Origin of the sequence: Pseudomonas sp. LG1D9, assembly GCF_002949995.1 — a bacterium.
Taxonomy (GTDB): domain Bacteria; phylum Pseudomonadota; class Gammaproteobacteria; order Pseudomonadales; family Pseudomonadaceae; genus Aquipseudomonas; species Aquipseudomonas proteolytica.
The window spans coordinates 1,750,921-1,767,429 of sequence record NZ_CP026881.1 but is presented as its reverse complement, the minus strand read 5'-3'; the positions used below and the strand labels follow the sequence as shown (position 1 = coordinate 1,767,429).

Here is a 16,509-nt window from a genome sequence, read left to right as displayed (position 1 = left end):
CCGTGAGCGCACCATGACCCCGACGTCCGAACTGCCCGTCGCCCCCGTGGCGCCGCGCAAGAGTCGCAAGAACAACCCGGAAAAGACCCGCGAGAACATTTTGCAAGAGGCCATTGCAGAGTTCGTGCAGCAGGGGCTTTCCGGAGCGCGGGTGGACGCTATCGCCGAGCGCATCCACACCTCCAAACGCATGATCTATTACTACTTCGGCAGTAAGGAGCAGTTGTACGTCGAGGTCCTGGAAAAACTCTACGGTGATATCCGCAACACCGAGACGCGGATGAACCTCACCGCGCTGGAGCCGCGGGAAGCGATTCGGCGCCTGGTGGAGTTCACCTTCGACCACCATGACCAGAATGTGGATTTTGTGCGGATCGTCAGCATCGAGAACATTCACAACGCCGAGTATGTGAAACAGTCGGATGCGATCAAGGCGATGAACAGCAATATCCTTGAAGCGCTGGGCGCGACCTTGCGCCGGGGTGCGGAACTGGGAGTATTTCGCGCAGGGCTGGAGCCGCTGGATGTGCATTTACTGATCAATTCGTTCAGCTTTTACCGGGTGTCCAACCGGCATACTTTCAGTGAGATCTTTCAGATCGAATTGTCGGATGACGCGATCAAGCAACGGCATCGCGCGATGATCTGCGAGTCGGTGCTGCGTTACCTGCAGGCCTGATCCACCGCCGAATTCAATGTGGTGCGGGCTTGTGTGGGAGCAGGCAAGCCTGCTCCCACATTAGGAACCGGTTTCTACAGTGAAGTATTCATGCTCTGGAAATGATCGAGCATCCTTTGTGCATCTGCTTTCTTGCCACTGAACAACTCAAACGCCTTCACCGCCTGGAACACGGCCATATTGCCCCCATCCAGCGTGCGACAGCCCAAGGCCCGGGCCGTGCGCAGCAGTTCGGTTTCCAGCGGGAAGTAGACGATTTCCGCGACCCACAGCGCAGCGCGTAGCAACCGCGCTGGCACTGGCATGCCCGGCAGCTTGGCCATGCCCATGGGCGTGGTATTGACCAGGCCGTCAGCCGCCGCCATCGCGCTGTCCAGATCACTGCCGGCCTGCGCGCGGCCGGGGCCGAAATGCTGGTTGAGGTTATCCGCCAGGCTTTGCGCGCGCCCATGGTCCACATCGAAAATACTCAACTGCCCCACACCCTCGGCCAACAGTGCGTGGGCCACTGCTGCGCCCGCGCCACCGGCCCCCATCTGCACCACACGCTGGCGCGCAGCCTCATGCAGGCCACGGCGAAATCCTTCGGCAAAACCCAGGCAATCGGTGTTGTGGCCGATGCGCTTGCCGTCGCGCCAGATCACGGTGTTGACCGCACCGATGCCCCGCGCTTCGGGCGACAGTTCATCGAGCAGCGCCAGGATCACTTGCTTGCATGGGTAGGTGATGTTCAACCCGGTGAAGTTCATCTGTTCGGCGGCCGTGAGCAAGTCGGGCAGGGCGCTGCTGTCCATGTGCAACTGATCGAGGTCGATCAGGCGATACAGGTAGCGCAAGCCCTGGGCATCGCCTTCCTGCTCATGCAGGGCCGGCGTGCGGGAGGCCTGGATGCCGGCACCGATCAGGCCGGCGAGGATGCGTGGCTTCATTTGAGCACCCGGCTGAAATGCTCAAGGGCCAAGTGATAGCCGTGGCTGCCAAACCCGGCGAGCACGGCCTTGGCGATAGGGGAAACAAAGGAGTGATGGCGGAAGGGTTCACGGGCGTGCACGTTGGAAAGATGCACTTCGATCACCGGCAGTTCACTGGCCACCAAGGCGTCGCGGATGGCCACTGAGGTGTGGGTCCAGGCCGCCGGGTTGATCACGATCCCGGCACAACGGGCGCGGGCACCGTGGATCCAGTCCAGCAGTTCGCCTTCGTGGTTGGTCTGGCGAAACTCCAGTTTCAACCCCAATTGTTCGGCGCTGCGGCCGCACAGCGCGGCGACGTCGGCCAGGGTCTCGTGGCCATAGGTGGCCGGTTCGCGGGTGCCAAGCAGGTTCAGGTTAGGGCCGTTGAGGACCAGCACGATAGGCGCCATGGAAATGTCTCCACTGTTGTTTTTATTGATGGAGACAAAATGTACTGAATGGTTAATTTGGTCAATTGGCCAAACGCCGTACGGTGGATAACCGTTCGATTATCGAACGCTGAATAAAAGCTGGCGAGACCACTCAAGAGTTGATATCAATTGAAAATCATTCTCGACAACGCTTAAGATGCGCGCCTGTTTCCTTTACACCCCCAGGGAGTCGGTTTGTCGGACGTGGATCTCAAGGGCCTGTTTCTCAAGCATGCCGATACCCTGCGTCGGTATCTGCTGCGCAAGGTGCGGGACCCTCAGTTGGCTGCGGACCTGGTGCAGGAGAGCTTCTTGCGCCTGGCACAAAAGCCGTCCAGCGAGCGGATCGACAACTCCCAGGGCTATCTCTACCGCACGGCGAGCAATCTGCTGATCGACCATATCCGCCAGGAAGCACGGCGCAAGACCGACTCCGTGCCCCATGAGGCGTTGGCCGAGATTGAAGATGAAGTGGCCGGGTTGGAGGCTCAGGCAATGGCGCAGCAACAACGACAGGCATTGAAGCAGGCGTTGGCAGAACTGCCGGAGCGCACCCAGCAGATTTTCCGCCTGAACCGCGTCGAAGGCATGACCCATGCCCAGGTCGCGCGGCATCTTGAAATTTCCGACAGTTCAGTGCAAAAGCATCTGGCCAAGGCGCTGGCGCATGTCATACAGCGTTTGCGGGAGGGCGATGTGACGCCATCCGACGAATGAATTACTGAAAAAATGCTGCTCAAACGTCACTGTTTCATACAACGAGAATTCGAGACTCACACGTGAATAGCCAGGAGTCGCAACAGCCCAGCATTACCGAGGTCGCCGCCGATTGGGCGGTGCGCCTGCATGCGGGGGGGCTGGATGTGCAGGAACATGCCGCACTGCAACGCTGGATCGACAGCGACAGTCGCCACGCCGCAGAACTGGAGTTTGCCCAGCAGACCTGGGCGGCCCTGGGTGAACTGCAACTGGATGCGCCGGTGCATCGCCAGCGTCCACCACCTGCTGGCGTGGCACCGCGTCGCGCCCAGCGTCGGCGACCCTGGCGCATGGCTGCGAGTGTCGCGCTGTTGCTGGTGGTCGCCGGTGTTGGCTGGTTGCAGGGGCCGCAAGCCTTGCTGCAGATGCAGGCCGACTACCTGACCGCCAAGGGCGAAGTGCGCATGGTCCGCCTGATTGACGGCAGCACTGTGGAGCTGGACTCCTCCAGCGCCATCCGCCTGGACTTCGACGGCGAGCAGCGGCGGATCAGCCTGTTGGCTGGCTCGGCGATTTTTGACGTGGCGCCCATGGTCGGGCAGGAAACCCGGCCATTCGTGGTGCAGAGTGCCGGCGGCCAAACCCGGGCGCTGGGCACGCGCTTTGTGGTCGGTCGCGAGGCCGACGACCAGGCGTGGGTGGGCGTGCTGCAACACAGCGTGGCGGTGACCCAACAAGACCGAGCGCAAACCACGGTCCTCCACGAAGGGCAGGCCGCCCGCTACAGGGCGCAGGATGGTGTGAGCGGCTTGCCAGATTTTGACCTGGCGCGGGCCACCAGTTGGCGGCGTGGGGTGCTGGTGTTCGATCGCCAGCCGCTGGCCAAGGTGGTTGAAGAACTCAATCGCTACCGCCCCGGCCGGGTGGTATTGAGCAATGCCGACCTGGCCAATCGTGAAGTCAGCGCGGTGTTCCGCCTCGACATGCTGGACCAGGCGCTGGGCACCTTGACCGAAGAGTTGCAGGTGCGACGCTTTGATCTGGCGGGCGTCAGCCTGATCTACTGACCTACCGCAAACCTTCCTGTGAACGGGCGCTTGTGTGTGGGAGCTGGCTTGCCTGCGATCGCATCACCTCGGTCTTCCTGGTAGACCGAGTTGCCCGCATCGCCGGCAAGCCAGCTCCTACACAAGCCCGCATTCCTGGCTGATCTTCAAACAATTTTCAGAAACACTTACTGAGTCCCTATCCCTGACGCGTCTTGCTAATCGAGAAGTATTCGCATAAACAAAAAACGCTCAGCGAAGGGATCACCACAATGTCTGCAATCACCAAAGGGCGCACCACCGGCAGCCGGTTGGCCCTGGCCATTCACTTGGCTCTGTTTGCCACTGCAGGGCAGGCCTACGCCGCTGCTCCCGTGGCCGGCGCTTCGCAGCCTGCGACGCTGATGTTCGATATTCCCGCCCAACCCCTGGGCGGCGCAGTCCTGGCCTTTGCCGACCAGGCCGGCTTGCAGGTGCTGTTCGACAGCCCGCGCCTGCAAGGCCTCAGCAGCACCGCGCTCAAGGGCCAGTACAGTGTCCAGGAAGGCCTGGGACGCTTGTTGGGCAGCGCGCCGGTGGAGTATCGCTTTACCGGCGCACGCCAGGTCACCCTCAATCGCGTGAGTGTCGAACAGGACGGCGCGTTGACTGTCGGCACCACCACCATCCATGCCAATACCAACGGCAAGCCCAGTGACTGGGTGTACGAAACGCCGCGCTCGGTAGCGGTGATCACCCGTGAGCAGATCGACAAGCGCCCACCCCGGCACGCCGCCGACATGCTTGAAGAAACCGCCGGCGTCTACACCGCCGTCAATCAGCGTGACCCTGGCCTGTCGGTGAATATCCGTGGGGTGCAGGACTACGGCCGGGTCAATATGAACATCGATGGCATGCGCCAGAACTTCAACGTCAACGGCCACCAGCAACGCAACGGCACGATGGTGATCGACCCGGAGTTTGTCTCCAGCATCGAGATCGACAAAGGCAGCCAGTCGGGCATGGGCGGTGCGGCGGTGCTCGGCGGGATCGCGTCTTTCAAGACCCTGGACGCCAGTGAGTTTTTGGCCGATGGCAAGGAGTACGGCGGGCGTCTGCGCGCGGGTAACGGCATCGGTAAACTGGGTAACGGCACCCACTTCAACGGCAGCGGCGTGTTTGCCTTTGGCGATGAGCGAGGCGATGTGCTGCTGGGTTATAGCGAGCGACACTTTGGCGATTACCGCGCCGGTACCCACAACGATCAGAAACTGGGCACCAACCTGCGCGCGCGCAAATACCAACCCGAAGCGTTTGACGATTGGTTGAACAGTGAAGTCGGCGACATGGGCAGCGTGACCCGCTCGCAGATCGTCAAGCTGGGCCTGAACCTGCCCAACGATCAGCGTGTGCAACTGAGCTACCTGCAAAGCGACAGCGACAGTAACGACGCGTGGGCCTATACCGCCGATGATGCGCAAAGCGTTTACTACCAGCGTGTGAGCAAGAACAACCTCAACGCCAAGAACGTCGCGCTGGACTACAGCTACACCCCGGACAACCCACTGATCGACTTCAAGGCCAAGGCGTATTACGTCACGACGCAATTGGAGCGGACCAATGCGCCGAACCTGGCGACGCCGGGCACGGGCAACGAGGTCGGCGGCTACACCGATCACTTCCATACCGACACCTGGGGCTTGCAGGCCGACAACACCTCGCGCTTCGATTTCAATACGTTGGGGCGAGTCAGCTGGAACTACGGCCTGGAGATGTACCAGGACGAATTCAAACCGCGCAGCAACAAGGTCGAGGCGGTCAACCTCCAGGGCTTGCTGCCGTACGTCGAAGGCGCCACCCCTGGCGGCAAGCGCACCATCGCCAGCCTGTTCAATAACCTGCAATACGAATACGACAACTGGCTGACCCTGGATGCCGGCCTGCGGTACGACCGCTACCGGCTTGAAGGCCAGACCGGGATGACCCTCTACAAACGTGACCGTTTCTACAACAGCCTGGTGGGCGCCAAGCGGGTGGCCGAGGTGTTTGATATCGACAATGAAGAGGGGCACTTCTCGCCCACCTTTGGCATCGGTATCAAGCCTGGGCTGGAGTGGATGCAACTCTATGCGCGCTGGGGCAAGGGCTGGCGCCCGCCGGCAGTCACCGAGACCTTCATGACCGGTCGGCCCCATGGCGGCAGCTCGTCAGAGCGGGTGTTTCCCAACCCTTATCTGAAGGCTGAAGAGTCGCGGGATTGGGAAATGGGGGTCAACGTGTTCAAGGAAGGGCTGTTTTTCAACGACGACCGCCTGGGCATCAAGGTCGCCTACTTCGATACCAAGATCGAAAACTTCTCGTTCCTCAACCACAGCGTCAGCTTGCCGGAAACCAGCGTTGGCGGTTTCCTGGGGACCATGGCCTACGTCAACAACACTGCACCGACGCGCTTTCGCGGCATGGAATACCAGCTCAACTACGACATGGGCCGGGCCTACGCCAACCTGAGCTACACCCATATGATCGGCAGTAACGACTTCTGCTCGAAAAACTATTACATGGGCGGAGCCAAGACCAGCGGGCCGAGGACTACGCGTATCGAATCCTACATTCGTCCCGACGGCCGTCCGGGGGTCAGGCCCGTCACCACTTATGAGGTGCTGGATGATGAGGTTGCCAACAACAAAGAGAGCTGCGGCCGGATCATGGGCAACGCTACCTATATGCCAGCGGATCGCGGCTCGCTGACGCTGGGCGCGCGGTTTCTGGAAAAACGCCTGGATACCGGGGTGCGGGTGCGCTACAGCTCGGGTAACGGTGCCAACCTCAACCAGCAGGGCTACGACTTCATCGACCAGGCGCTGTGGCCGCAATACACCCTCTACGACCTGTACGCCAGTTACTGGATGACCGACCACCTGAACCTTGGCCTGGCCTTGGAAAACGCCACCGACGAAGCCTATTTCGTGGCCATGGGCGATGCCAACAACCTCAGCCTGGCGCGCGGCCGCACGCTGAGCGGGATGCTCGAATACCGGTTTTGAGCCCCCGCAAGTCCTGGGCATTCGCGGTTACAACCCGGCATTTGAAGCCGTGCCAATCGTTACTAGTCTGTGAGGCAGTCCTGGCATTTGGAAGGAGCCGGCTGTCGGTTGGTGCCCGATCGGGCGCCGGCGGGTAATAAATAACCTAACGGATGGGTTACGATGAGAGTAGGCGCTTACAAGGGACATGTGATTGCAGTGTTGCTCAGGGATGAGCATTGCCCGCCCCACGTACATGTCATGGGCAAGGACTGGGATGCGCGTTTTCGTTTCAGCTTTCTGGATGGGAACGTGGTGTTGTGGGATGTGGATCCTGAGCGGCGGTGCCCCTCCAGTAGCGTTCTGGAGGGCATTCGCCAGACGTTGATGCAGCAGCATTATCTGGCGCGGGCACGAAGGATCTGGTGGGAGAAGCTGCAAACGGTCTGCCTGGACAACCACTCCTGGGATTGGGAGGCCGATGAGGTTGTGCCGGGGCTGGTCATCCGGCCGGGGGTCTACGTGATTGCCAGTGCCCGGCACGATGTTGCGGGGCGGCGAACCATTTTGAATCTGGTGAGGGCGCCAGGATCCGTGGAGATTGAGTTATGAAAAGTGTAAAAGCCAAAGTACGGCCCGATGTCCCGATCACTGAGGCCGACATCGATAAGGCTGTAGCCCGTGGGCGCAAGCTCAAGCGGGTGTACGCCAACGCCAGTTCGGTGAGTTACGCAGACGACTGCATTTGCATTGGCTTCAGCGACGGTAGCCGCATCATGTTGCCAGTGGCCGGTCTTACGGAGTTCGAAGGTTTTTCTGTAGAGGACTTTCGGGCACTGGAGGTCGGGTTTGGTGGCAAGGCGCTGTGCTGTGAAGCCCGTGACCTGCATGTATCGATCACAGGCCTGATCGCCACCAGCCAGCCGTTGATGGACCTGGCTGCGAGCATGGTGGCATCGCGTAATGGCCGTAAAACCAGTGCCGCCAAGTCCGAGGCCGCCCGCGCCAATGGCAAGAAGGGCGGTCGGCCGCGTAAGGAAGAATAAGCCGGGGGATAGCCGCCAATCTAATGTGTACGGGCTTATGTGGGAGCGGGCTTGCTCGCGAATGCGGTAGGTCAGCCAACTACTTGGCAACTGATCCACCGCATTCGCGAGCAAGCCCGCTCCCACATAAGCCCCACATTTTTGGATCTGCTATGGCCTAAAGGGTTAGCGCCGGGTCAGCAGCACGCCCGATTCCATATGGTGGGTCCACGGGAACTGGTCGAACATCGCGCAGCGGGTGATGCGGTGGGTGTCGTGCAGTTGTGCAATGTTCGCCGCCAACGTTTCCGGGTTGCAGGAGATGTACAGGATGTTCTCGAAGCGCCGGGTCAACTCGCAGGTGTCCGGGTCCATGCCGGCACGGGGCGGGTCGACGAAGACGCTGCCGAACTCGTAGCTCTTGAGGTCGATACCGTGCAGGCGTCGGAACGGCCGCACTTCGTTCAGGGCTTCGGTCAGTTCTTCGGCGGACAGGCGTACCAGGGTCACGTTATCCACCGCGTTTTCATCGAGATTGCTCAAGGCAGCATTGACCGACGTCTTGCTGATCTCGGTGGCCAGCACCTTGCGCACGCGGGTCGCCAGGGGCAGGGTGAAGTTGCCGTTACCGCAATACAACTCCAGCAGGTCATCACTGCGATCGCCCAGGGCGTCATAGGCCCAGTTGAGCATCTTCTGGTTCACCGTACCGTTGGGCTGGGTGAAGGCGCCTTCGGGCTGGCGATAACTGAAGGTGCGGCCGCCGACAGCGAGTTTCTCGACCACGTAGTCGTGGCCAATCACATCGCGCTTGCCCTTGGAGCGGCCGATGATGCTGACGTTCAGGTCGGCCGCCAGCTTGTTGGCTGCGGTGTGCCAATGCTCGTCCAGCGGGCGGTGATAGCACAGAGTGATCATCGCGTCGCCGGCCAGGGTAGTGAGGAACTCCACCTGGAACAGCTTGTGGCTCAGGGCGGCGCTGGCTTGCCAGGCGGCCTTGAGTTGCGGCATCAACTGGTTGATACGCAAGCTGGCGATGGGGAACTCTTCGATCAGGATCGGCGTGCGCTTGTCGTCCTGGGAAAACATCGCGTAGTGGCGCTGGCCGTCTTCGCGCCACAGGCGGAACTCGGCGCGCAGGCGGAACTTCTGCAGGGGCGAATCGAACACCTGCGGCTCGGGCGCGTCGAACGGCGCGAGCAGGTCACGCAAGCGCGTGACCTTTTCTTGCAGTTGCAGGGCGTAACTTGCTGCGTCAAAAGTCATGCGGGGAACCAGCCTAGCTTGATCACGAACAGGATCGACAGGATCACCAGCGCTGGGTTGAGTTCACGGTAGCGGCCCGTAAGCAGCTTGATACCGGTCCAGGCGATGAAGCCGAAGGCGATGCCATTGGCGATGGAGTAAGTGAAGGGCATCGCCAGGGCGGTGATCACCACCGGTGCGGCAACAGTAATATCGTCCCAGTCGATTTCCGCCAGGCCCGAGGTCATCAGCACCGCGACAAACAGCAGCGCGGGAGCGGTGGCAAACGCCGGGACGCTGGCCGCCAGTGGCGAGAAGAACAGCGCCAGCAGGAACATGATCGCCACCACGATGGCGGTCAGGCCAGTGCGGCCACCAGCGCTCACGCCAGCAGCAGACTCGATGTAGCTGGTGGTGGTCGAGGTGCCCAGCAGCGAACCGGCCATGGCCGCGGTGCTGTCGGCGATCAGGGCGCGTCCCATTTTCGGCATGTGGCCATCCTTGCCCATCAGGCCCGCGCGCTTGGCGACGCCGATCAGGGTGCCGGAGTTGTCGAACAGATCAACGAACAGAAAGGCGAAGATCACGCTGATCAAGCCTACGTCGAGGGCGCCGGCGATATCCAGTTGCAGGAAGGTCGGGGCCAGGGACGGAGGCATCGAAACCACGCCGCCGAATGGGGTCACGCCGAGCGCGATGGCCGCGACGGTCACCGCAAGGATGCCGATCAACACCGCGCCGCGCACCTTCAGGGCTTCCAGGGCCACGATCAGGAAAAAGCCCAGGGTGGCCAGGATCGGTGCAGGTTTGGCCAGGTCGCCCATGCCCAGCATGGTCGCCGGGTTGCTGACCACGATCCCGGCGTTATGCAGGGCGATCAGCGCCAGGAACAGGCCGATACCGGCGGCAATTGCCGAACGCAGGGGCAGGGGGATGGCATTGATGATCCACTCGCGGATGCGGAAGATCGACAGCAGGAAAAACAGCACGGCGGAGATAAACACCGCGCCGAGCGCCACTTGCCAGGTATGCCCCAGATGCAGCACTACGGTGTAGGTAAAGAAGGCGTTCAGGCCCATGCCCGGTGCCAGGGCAATCGGGTAGTTGGCGATCAGGCCCATGATCGTCGAGCCGATGGCCGCCGCCAGGCAGGTGGCGACAAACAGCGCACCCTTGTCCATACCGGTCTCGCCGAGGATGCTCGGGTTGACGAACAGGATGTAGGCCATGGCCAGGAATGTCGTGATACCGGCCAGAATCTCGGTACGCACGTTGGTGTTGTGTGCCTTGAGTTGAAACAGCTTTTCCAGCATGCCTGCTCCCTGTGGCGCGCTTGGCGCCGTGATTTGTTGACCTCAAAGTCAAAGCACAAACTGCGCCAAGCGCCGCGTGTTTTCTACAGAGGATCGGAAAAAGCGGCGCATCATACCAGCAGGTCGACGGCCTGTGGCGCCCGGCCTCGGTTTTGTTGAGTGTGGCCTTGAGGCATACTCCGTCGACGTTCAGTCCGGGGTCATCCAAAGCATGAAAAAAGCCATCGCGTGGAGTCTAGCTCCGTTCGCCTGCATTGGCCTGTGGCTGGCGGCGGCACCGGCGTGGGGCGCGCCTGCACCGGCCTTGAGCGAGGTGCGGGTGTTCCAGGTGCAATCCCAGGCGTGCAAGGAGTCCGTCGCCGAAGGCGTCGACAGCACCCGGCAGTGCCAGCACCGCGGGCCGACGCGGGTCTCGGTGATGGAAGTGGGGCTGGGCAATAACGCCATCGCCACCTTTGATGGGGCGCGGCTTGCGGGGCAAAAGACGGCGATTTGCCAGGTGGGCTCCATCAGCCAGGCCTGCAATGGCGCTGGCACGTTGATGGGCTACATCTATGTATTTGACGTGGATATCCGCGCCGCGGGCTGGTTCGAGTACAGCAACACGTCGATCAATGTGCCGCGCAATACCCTGAAGACTCAGTTGCGCATCCAATGATGACCCCCTGTAGGAGCCGGCAAGCCGGCTCTTACAGGTTCAGGGCGTTTCGGTCGGGGTATGCATGCGGTCCCGCTTGGCCAGCGTCGGGAACAGCTTGATCCACACCCCGGTCACCACCAGCGTGCCGACCCCGCCCAGCACCACGGCGGGCACCGTGCCCAGCCAGTGGGCGGTGACGCCGGACTCGAACTCGCCCAACTGATTGGACGCCCCGATAAACAAGCCATTGACTGCACTGACCCGCCCGCGCATTTCATCGGGGGTTTCCAGTTGCACGAATGAGGCGCGGATCACCATGCTGATCATGTCCGCCGCCCCCAGCACCACCAGCACTGCCAACGAGAACCAGAACGAGGTGGACAGGCCAAAGGCAATCGTCGCCACGCCAAACACCCCGACGGCAGTAAACATCACGCGGCCCACATGCCGGTCCACGGCAAACCGCGCCAGCCACAACGACATCAGCAGCGCGCCCACCGCTGGCGCCGAACGCAGCAGCCCCAAGCCCCAGGGGCCGGTCAGCAGGATGTCCTTGGCGAACACCGGCAACAACGCCGTGGCGCCGCCCAGCAGCACCGCAAACAGGTCCAGGGAAATCGCCCCGAGGATGTCCGGGCGGCTACGGATAAAACGGATCCCCGCCAGCAACGAATCCAGCGTCGCCTTGCCCTTGTTCAGCGGGGTCTGCCGGGCGGGCAGGTTGAGGGTCAGCAGGCAGGCAATCAGGTACAGCAATACCGTCGGGCCATACACCCAGGCGCTGCCGAAGGCATAGAGCAGGCCGCCCAGTGCCGGCGCGACGATGGTTGCCGATTGCTGGGCTGACTGCGCCGCCGCCACCGCCCGTGGGAACAGGGCAGTGGGCACGATGCTCGGTAGCAGGGCCTGGGTGGTGGGCATTTCGAAGGAGCGGGCCGCGCCCAGCAGGAAGGCCAGGATAAAAATCATCTCGCGGGTGACATTGTCCGTCAGGCTGCCAACCACCAGCGCCAGGGCGATTAACGCCTGCAGTGTCTGGCAGATGGCGGCGACTCTGCGTCGTTCGTAGCGATCGGCCACATGCCCGGTGTGCAGCATGAACAGCACCCGCGGCACAAACTCCACCAGGCCCACCAACCCCAGGTCCAGCACATTGCCGGTCAGTTGGTAGAGGTTCCAGCCGATGGCCACCGTGAGCATCTGGAAGCCACTGGCGGTAAAGATCCGGGCCAGCCAAAACGCAATAAACGGGCGGTGATGACGTAACAGCAGCGGGGTTTCACTGGGCATCGGCAAGCACTGGACTGAACCTGGGAAGCGCCGAGATTAGCATCAAGCTGTAACAAATAGTTGCTGCCAAGGAAATATCCTTAGCAAGGCATCTATTTCGCTGAGTCATCCTGTCACGCGGCAAAAGACCACACAGTCCAAGCCGGAAAATGGGACTACTCTTTCATCGTTGCTTGATCCAGATCAATGCTGATTGGAGCGTTGGTGTAGCGGCCAGAAGGCCAGAATCCCTACGTGGTTGGTAAAAAAAGAACGAATTGCAATTCGCCACACTCCATATCCGTGGGGGCAGTGGGTGCAGGCCCCCAGCCAGCAGCCGGTATTACCTGACAGAGGAAGACTTATGTTCGGTTTGGAGGCGCTAGATCTCGCCCGAATTCAATTCGCATTCACCATCTCGTTCCATATCCTGTTCCCGGCCATCACCATTGGCCTGGCCAGTTACCTCGCGGTGCTGGAAGGCCTGTGGCTCAAGACCCACAACGATACCTACCGTGACCTCTACCACTTCTGGTCGAAGATCTTTGCCGTCAACTTCGGCATGGGTGTGGTCTCGGGCCTGGTCATGGCTTATCAGTTCGGCACCAACTGGAGCCGCTTCTCGGACTTCGCCGGTTCCGTCACGGGGCCCTTGCTGACCTATGAAGTGCTCACCGCATTCTTCCTCGAAGCGGGCTTTCTGGGGGTGATGCTGTTCGGCTGGAACAAGGTCGGGCGCAAGTTGCACTTCTTTGCCACGGTGATGGTAGCGGTCGGTACGTTGATCTCGACCTTCTGGATCCTCGCGTCCAACAGCTGGATGCAGACGCCGCAAGGCTTTGAAATCATCGATGGCCGAGTGATCCCCACCGATTGGCTGGCAGTGATCTTCAACCCCTCGTTCCCCTATCGCCTGGCGCACATGGCCACGGCGGCGTTTGTCGCCACCGCGTTCTTCGTCGGTTCGTCGGCGGCCTGGCACTTGTTGCGGGGCAAGGACAACCCGGCGATCCGCACCATGCTGTCGATGGCGATGTGGATGGCGCTGATCGTCGCGCCGATCCAGGCGGTGATCGGTGACTTCCACGGCCTCAACACCCTCAAGCATCAGCCGGCAAAAATTGCCGCGATTGAAGGCCATTGGGAAAACATTGGGAATGAACCGACCCCGCTGATCCTGTTCGGCTGGCCGGACATGAAGGAGGAGCGAACCAAGTACAAGGTGGAAATCCCCTACCTGGGCAGCCTGATCCTCACCCATTCCCTGGACAAGCAAGTGCCGGCCCTCAAGGAGTTCCCGCCCGAGGACCGCGCCAATTCGACCATCGTATTCTGGTCGTTTCGCATCATGGTCGGCCTGGGCATGCTGATGATCTTCACCGGCCTGTTCAGCCTCTGGCTGCGCAAGGGCGACAGGATGTACACCAACAAACCGTTCCTCTATCTGGCGCTGTGGATGGGTCCGTCGGGCTTGATTGCGATCCTGGCCGGCTGGTTTACCACCGAAATCGGGCGCCAGCCCTGGGTGGTCTACGGCTTGATGCGCACGGCGGATGCCTCCTCCAACCACAGCGTGGTGCAGATGAGCATCACCCTGGCGCTGTTTGTGGTGGTGTACTTCGCTCTGTTCGGCGCGGGCCTGGGCTACATGATGCGCCTGGTGCGCAAAGGCCCGGTCACCCACGAAAGCACCGAGCCGGCCCACGGTGGCCCTGGGCAGCAACGTACCCCGGCGCGTCCATTGTCGGCGGCCGATGACAGCGGCGACGCCGATCACGGCGACACTCTGAACAAGGGGAATTGAGTCATGGGTATTGATCTTCCGCTGATCTGGGCCGTGATCATCATCTTCGGCATCATGATGTACGTGGTCATGGATGGCTTTGACCTGGGGATCGGCATTCTCTTCCCCTTTATCCCGGGCAAGACTGACCGTGACGTGATGATGAACACCGTCGCCCCCGTGTGGGACGGCAACGAGACCTGGCTGGTACTGGGGGGCGCGGCGTTGTTCGGCGCGTTCCCGCTGGCCTACTCGGTGGTGCTCTCGGCGCTGTACCTGCCGCTGATCCTGATGCTGATCGGCCTGATCTTCCGGGGCGTGGCCTTTGAGTTCCGCTTCAAGGCCAAGGATGACAAGCGCCACCTGTGGGACAAGGCGTTTATCGGTGGCTCGCTCGCGGCAACCTTCTTCCAGGGCGTGGCGCTGGGGGCATTCATTGAAGGCATTCCAGTGGTCGACCGCCAGTTCGCTGGCGGTTCATTGGACTGGTTCTCGCCGTTTGCTTTGTTTTGCGGTGTGGCCTTGATCGTGGCTTATGCGCTGCTGGGCTGCACCTGGCTGATCATGAAGACCGAAGGCAAGTTGCAGGAGCAGATGCACAACCTGGCGCGGCCCCTGGCGTTTGTAGTGTTGGCGGTGATTGGCATTGTCAGCATCTGGACGCCCCTGGCCCACCCGGACATCGCCTCGCGCTGGTTCACCCTGCCGAACCTGTTCTGGTTCCTGCCGGTGCCGATCCTGGTGTTGGTGACCATGTACGCCCTGGTGCGCGCCGTGGCCCGCAATGCCCATTACGCGCCGTTCCTGTTGACGTTGGTGCTGATCTTCCTGGGCTATAGCGGCCTGGGTATCAGCCTGTGGCCAAACATCATCCCGCCGTCGGTCTCGATCTGGGACGCTGCCGCACCGCCACAAAGCCAGGGTTTCATGCTGGTGGGTACGCTGTTCATCATCCCATTCATCCTGGGCTACACCTTCTGGAGCTATTACGTGTTCCGCGGCAAGGTGACCCATGAAGACGGCTATCACTAGGAGGCTTGCACCATGAGCGGTAAACCTTCACTGGACGACATCGAACAGGCCGAGAAAAAGCCACTCTGGCAGCGTCTGGGCTGGCTGGCGATGATCTGGACCGGCAGCGTCCTGGCCCTGTTCGTGGTGGCCAGCCTGATGCGCATGTTTATGAACGCTGCAGGCCTGAGCACTCACTGATATCCCACGCTTTTGACCCTCCTTGTGGAGGGTTTTTTTTGCCTGGGATTATTTGCGGGCCTTGAGAATCACGAACTTTGGCGTCGCTGCCACCTGCTCCACACCGCGGAACAACCGCGCCAGTTTGCTGTGATAGCCCAGGTGGCGGTTGCCGACGATGTACAAGGCGCCACCGACCACCAGCGCTTCGCGGGCTTGCTGGAACATGCGCCAGGCGAGGAAGTCGCCCACTACCTGCTGTTGGTGGAACGGCGGGTTGCACAGCACCACGTCCAGGGATTGCGGTTCCTGATCCGCCAGGCCGTCGCCGGGGCGAATGGTCACTGCCCGCTCGCCCAGTGCGGCCTGCCAGTTCTCGGTCGCTGATTGCACGGCCATATAGGACTCGTCGACCAGGGTGTAGTGCGCCTCTGGGTTTTGCAGGGCGCTGGCAATGGCCAGTACTCCGTTGCCGCAACCCAGGTCCGCCACCCGGGCGCTGCCCAGGTTTTGCGGCAGGTGCGGGAGGAAGGCGCGGGTGCCGATGTCCAGGCCTTCGCGGCAGAACACATTGGCGTGGTTGAGCAACTCGATGGCCGGGGCGTCGAGGCGATAGCGCGTGGGGTAGGGGGATACGGCCAACGGTCGATCGGCCGGGGTGGCGATCAGCAACCGGGCCTTTTTCACCGCCAGCGAGGCGTGCATCGGGCCGATGTAACGTTCCAGCAGTTCACCGGCGGCCCGGGGCAGATGCTTGACCATCGCGCCAGCGATCACTTCGGCACCGGGCGCCAATTGGCCTTGCAGACGGATCAACTGTTCCTCCAACAGCGCCAGGGTTTTTGGTACCCGGATCAGGACGCGGTCGAAGGGCCCGCTGAATGCCTGGCTGGCAGGCACGAGCGACAGGGCGTCGAAGGCTTTGCCGTTGCGTATCAGGTTTTTCTGCAAGGCCTGGGTGCCCAAAAACGAGTCACCACTGCTGGTGACGTGCACATGCCCCTCCAGGCTGGCTGCCAGCGCGCCAAAGTTGTCATTGAGTACCAGCACGCGGGTATTGCTGGCCGGTTGCTGCTCGGCCAAGTGGGCAAGCAGGTATTCGTCTGCCGCATCGAATGCTTGCAGCGGCTCATTTGGCTGCTCGGGCTGGCGGATCAGGTCGAGTTGGGCGAAGGGGCTATCGAGCAGGGGCATGGCGGGGGGAACTCTGGCTAATCGGCGGGTGTTCCTCGC

The 16,509-nt window shown here is 61.5% G+C and carries 16 protein-coding genes; 10 read left to right on the top strand and 6 right to left on the bottom strand.

All coding sequences use genetic code 11. The annotated features are described in order from the left end of the window. Positions 1-13: 13 nt before the first annotated feature. Positions 14-679: a TetR/AcrR family transcriptional regulator gene (locus tag C5F71_RS08460; protein WP_029292164.1), complete on the top strand. Its 666-nt coding sequence runs from the start codon at positions 14-16 to the stop codon at positions 677-679. A 74-nt stretch (positions 680-753) separates the two neighbouring features. On the opposite strand, the gene C5F71_RS08455 is transcribed toward C5F71_RS08460, so the two are convergent. Both C5F71_RS08455 and aroQ read right to left on the bottom strand, forming a co-directional pair. After that, entirely contained in the window at positions 754-1,608 is an 855-nt protein-coding gene (locus tag C5F71_RS08455) for a shikimate dehydrogenase (protein WP_029292162.1), read from the bottom strand. Then, complete coding sequence (gene aroQ / locus C5F71_RS08450; RefSeq protein WP_029292159.1) at positions 1,605-2,042, bottom strand: type II 3-dehydroquinate dehydratase; 438 nt, start codon at positions 2,040-2,042, stop codon at positions 1,605-1,607. Before aroQ ends, C5F71_RS08455 begins: the two co-directional genes overlap by 4 nt. A gap of 216 nt (positions 2,043-2,258) precedes the next feature. On the opposite strand from aroQ, the gene C5F71_RS08445 reads away from it, so the two are divergent. From C5F71_RS08445 to C5F71_RS08425, 5 genes are all read left to right on the top strand, one after another. Next, positions 2,259-2,780, top strand: coding sequence for an RNA polymerase sigma factor (locus C5F71_RS08445; RefSeq protein WP_029292158.1), 522 nt, complete (start codon positions 2,259-2,261; stop codon positions 2,778-2,780). A gap of 62 nt (positions 2,781-2,842) precedes the next feature. After that, positions 2,843-3,829: a FecR family protein gene (locus C5F71_RS08440; RefSeq protein WP_104910956.1), complete on the top strand. Its 987-nt coding sequence runs from the start codon at positions 2,843-2,845 to the stop codon at positions 3,827-3,829. A 251-nt stretch (positions 3,830-4,080) separates the two neighbouring features. Beyond that, complete coding sequence (locus C5F71_RS08435; protein WP_104910955.1) at positions 4,081-6,831, top strand: TonB-dependent receptor; 2,751 nt, start codon at positions 4,081-4,083, stop codon at positions 6,829-6,831. Between the two features lie 162 nt (positions 6,832-6,993). Next, positions 6,994-7,422 carry a DUF4160 domain-containing protein gene (locus C5F71_RS08430; protein ID WP_070994169.1) on the top strand — a complete coding sequence of 143 codons (429 nt, stop codon included), beginning with the start codon at positions 6,994-6,996 and terminating at the stop codon, positions 7,420-7,422. Then, positions 7,419-7,856, top strand: coding sequence for a DUF2442 domain-containing protein (locus C5F71_RS08425; protein WP_092230561.1), 438 nt, complete (start codon positions 7,419-7,421; stop codon positions 7,854-7,856). The genes C5F71_RS08430 and C5F71_RS08425 overlap by 4 nt, the downstream gene beginning before the upstream one ends. 165 nt (positions 7,857-8,021) lie before the next feature. Here C5F71_RS08425 and trmA read toward each other — a convergent pair whose 3' ends face one another. After that, positions 8,022-9,101 carry a tRNA (uridine(54)-C5)-methyltransferase TrmA gene (gene trmA / locus C5F71_RS08420; RefSeq protein ID WP_104910954.1) on the bottom strand — a complete coding sequence of 360 codons (1,080 nt, stop codon included), beginning with the start codon at positions 9,099-9,101 and terminating at the stop codon, positions 8,022-8,024. Next, positions 9,098-10,393: an NCS2 family permease gene (locus C5F71_RS08415; RefSeq protein ID WP_029292147.1), complete on the bottom strand. Its 1,296-nt coding sequence runs from the start codon at positions 10,391-10,393 to the stop codon at positions 9,098-9,100. Before C5F71_RS08415 ends, trmA begins: the two co-directional genes overlap by 4 nt. Positions 10,394-10,604: 211 nt before the next feature. Here C5F71_RS08415 and C5F71_RS08410 point away from each other — a divergent pair, with 211 nt between their 5' ends. Then, positions 10,605-11,051 (top strand): DUF4879 domain-containing protein, encoded by a 447-nt coding sequence (locus C5F71_RS08410; RefSeq protein WP_029292145.1) that lies wholly within the window; start codon positions 10,605-10,607, stop codon positions 11,049-11,051. Between the two features lie 39 nt (positions 11,052-11,090). On the opposite strand, the gene C5F71_RS08405 is transcribed toward C5F71_RS08410, so the two are convergent. Next, on the bottom strand, positions 11,091-12,323 hold the full coding sequence (locus tag C5F71_RS08405; protein ID WP_104910953.1) for an MFS transporter: 1,233 nt from the start codon (positions 12,321-12,323) through the stop codon (positions 11,091-11,093). A 343-nt stretch (positions 12,324-12,666) separates the two neighbouring features. Here C5F71_RS08405 and C5F71_RS08400 point away from each other — a divergent pair, with 343 nt between their 5' ends. From C5F71_RS08400 to C5F71_RS08390, 3 genes are read left to right on the top strand one after another with little or no spacing between them, the layout of a single operon-like run. Beyond that, entirely contained in the window at positions 12,667-14,106 is a 1,440-nt protein-coding gene (locus C5F71_RS08400; RefSeq protein WP_029292142.1) for a cytochrome ubiquinol oxidase subunit I, read from the top strand. A gap of 3 nt (positions 14,107-14,109) precedes the next feature. Next, on the top strand, positions 14,110-15,117 hold the full coding sequence (cydB, locus tag C5F71_RS08395) for a cytochrome d ubiquinol oxidase subunit II (RefSeq protein WP_029292140.1): 1,008 nt from the start codon (positions 14,110-14,112) through the stop codon (positions 15,115-15,117). Positions 15,118-15,129: 12 nt separating this feature from the next. Next, positions 15,130-15,297 (top strand): DUF2474 domain-containing protein, encoded by a 168-nt coding sequence (locus C5F71_RS08390; protein ID WP_065942821.1) that lies wholly within the window; start codon positions 15,130-15,132, stop codon positions 15,295-15,297. A gap of 48 nt (positions 15,298-15,345) precedes the next feature. On the opposite strand, the gene C5F71_RS08385 is transcribed toward C5F71_RS08390, so the two are convergent. Beyond that, positions 15,346-16,470 carry a methyltransferase gene (locus C5F71_RS08385; protein ID WP_104910952.1) on the bottom strand — a complete coding sequence of 375 codons (1,125 nt, stop codon included), beginning with the start codon at positions 16,468-16,470 and terminating at the stop codon, positions 15,346-15,348. Positions 16,471-16,509 lie beyond the last annotated feature (39 nt).

Bases quoted from the DNA above. Each gene is read 5' to 3' on its own strand.
- aroQ (WP_029292159.1), bottom strand. From the start codon at position 2,042: ATGGCGCCTATCGTGCTGGTCCTCAACGGCCCTAACCTGAACCTGCTT.
- C5F71_RS08405 (WP_104910953.1), bottom strand. From the start codon at position 12,323: ATGCCCAGTGAAACCCCGCTGCTGTTACGTCATCACCGCCCGTTTATT.
- C5F71_RS08435 (WP_104910955.1), top strand. From the start codon at position 4,081: ATGTCTGCAATCACCAAAGGGCGCACCACCGGCAGCCGGTTGGCCCTG.
- C5F71_RS08460 (WP_029292164.1), top strand. From the start codon at position 14: ATGACCCCGACGTCCGAACTGCCCGTCGCCCCCGTGGCGCCGCGCAAG.
- C5F71_RS08425 (WP_092230561.1), top strand. From the start codon at position 7,419: ATGAAAAGTGTAAAAGCCAAAGTACGGCCCGATGTCCCGATCACTGAG.
- C5F71_RS08385 (WP_104910952.1), bottom strand. From the start codon at position 16,470: ATGCCCCTGCTCGATAGCCCCTTCGCCCAACTCGACCTGATCCGCCAG.
- C5F71_RS08390 (WP_065942821.1), top strand. From the start codon at position 15,130: ATGAGCGGTAAACCTTCACTGGACGACATCGAACAGGCCGAGAAAAAG.
- cydB (WP_029292140.1), top strand. From the start codon at position 14,110: ATGGGTATTGATCTTCCGCTGATCTGGGCCGTGATCATCATCTTCGGC.
- C5F71_RS08455 (WP_029292162.1), bottom strand. From the start codon at position 1,608: ATGAAGCCACGCATCCTCGCCGGCCTGATCGGTGCCGGCATCCAGGCC.
- C5F71_RS08410 (WP_029292145.1), top strand. From the start codon at position 10,605: ATGAAAAAAGCCATCGCGTGGAGTCTAGCTCCGTTCGCCTGCATTGGC.
- C5F71_RS08430 (WP_070994169.1), top strand. From the start codon at position 6,994: ATGAGAGTAGGCGCTTACAAGGGACATGTGATTGCAGTGTTGCTCAGG.
- C5F71_RS08415 (WP_029292147.1), bottom strand. From the start codon at position 10,393: ATGCTGGAAAAGCTGTTTCAACTCAAGGCACACAACACCAACGTGCGT.
- trmA (WP_104910954.1), bottom strand. From the start codon at position 9,101: ATGACTTTTGACGCAGCAAGTTACGCCCTGCAACTGCAAGAAAAGGTC.
- C5F71_RS08400 (WP_029292142.1), top strand. From the start codon at position 12,667: ATGTTCGGTTTGGAGGCGCTAGATCTCGCCCGAATTCAATTCGCATTC.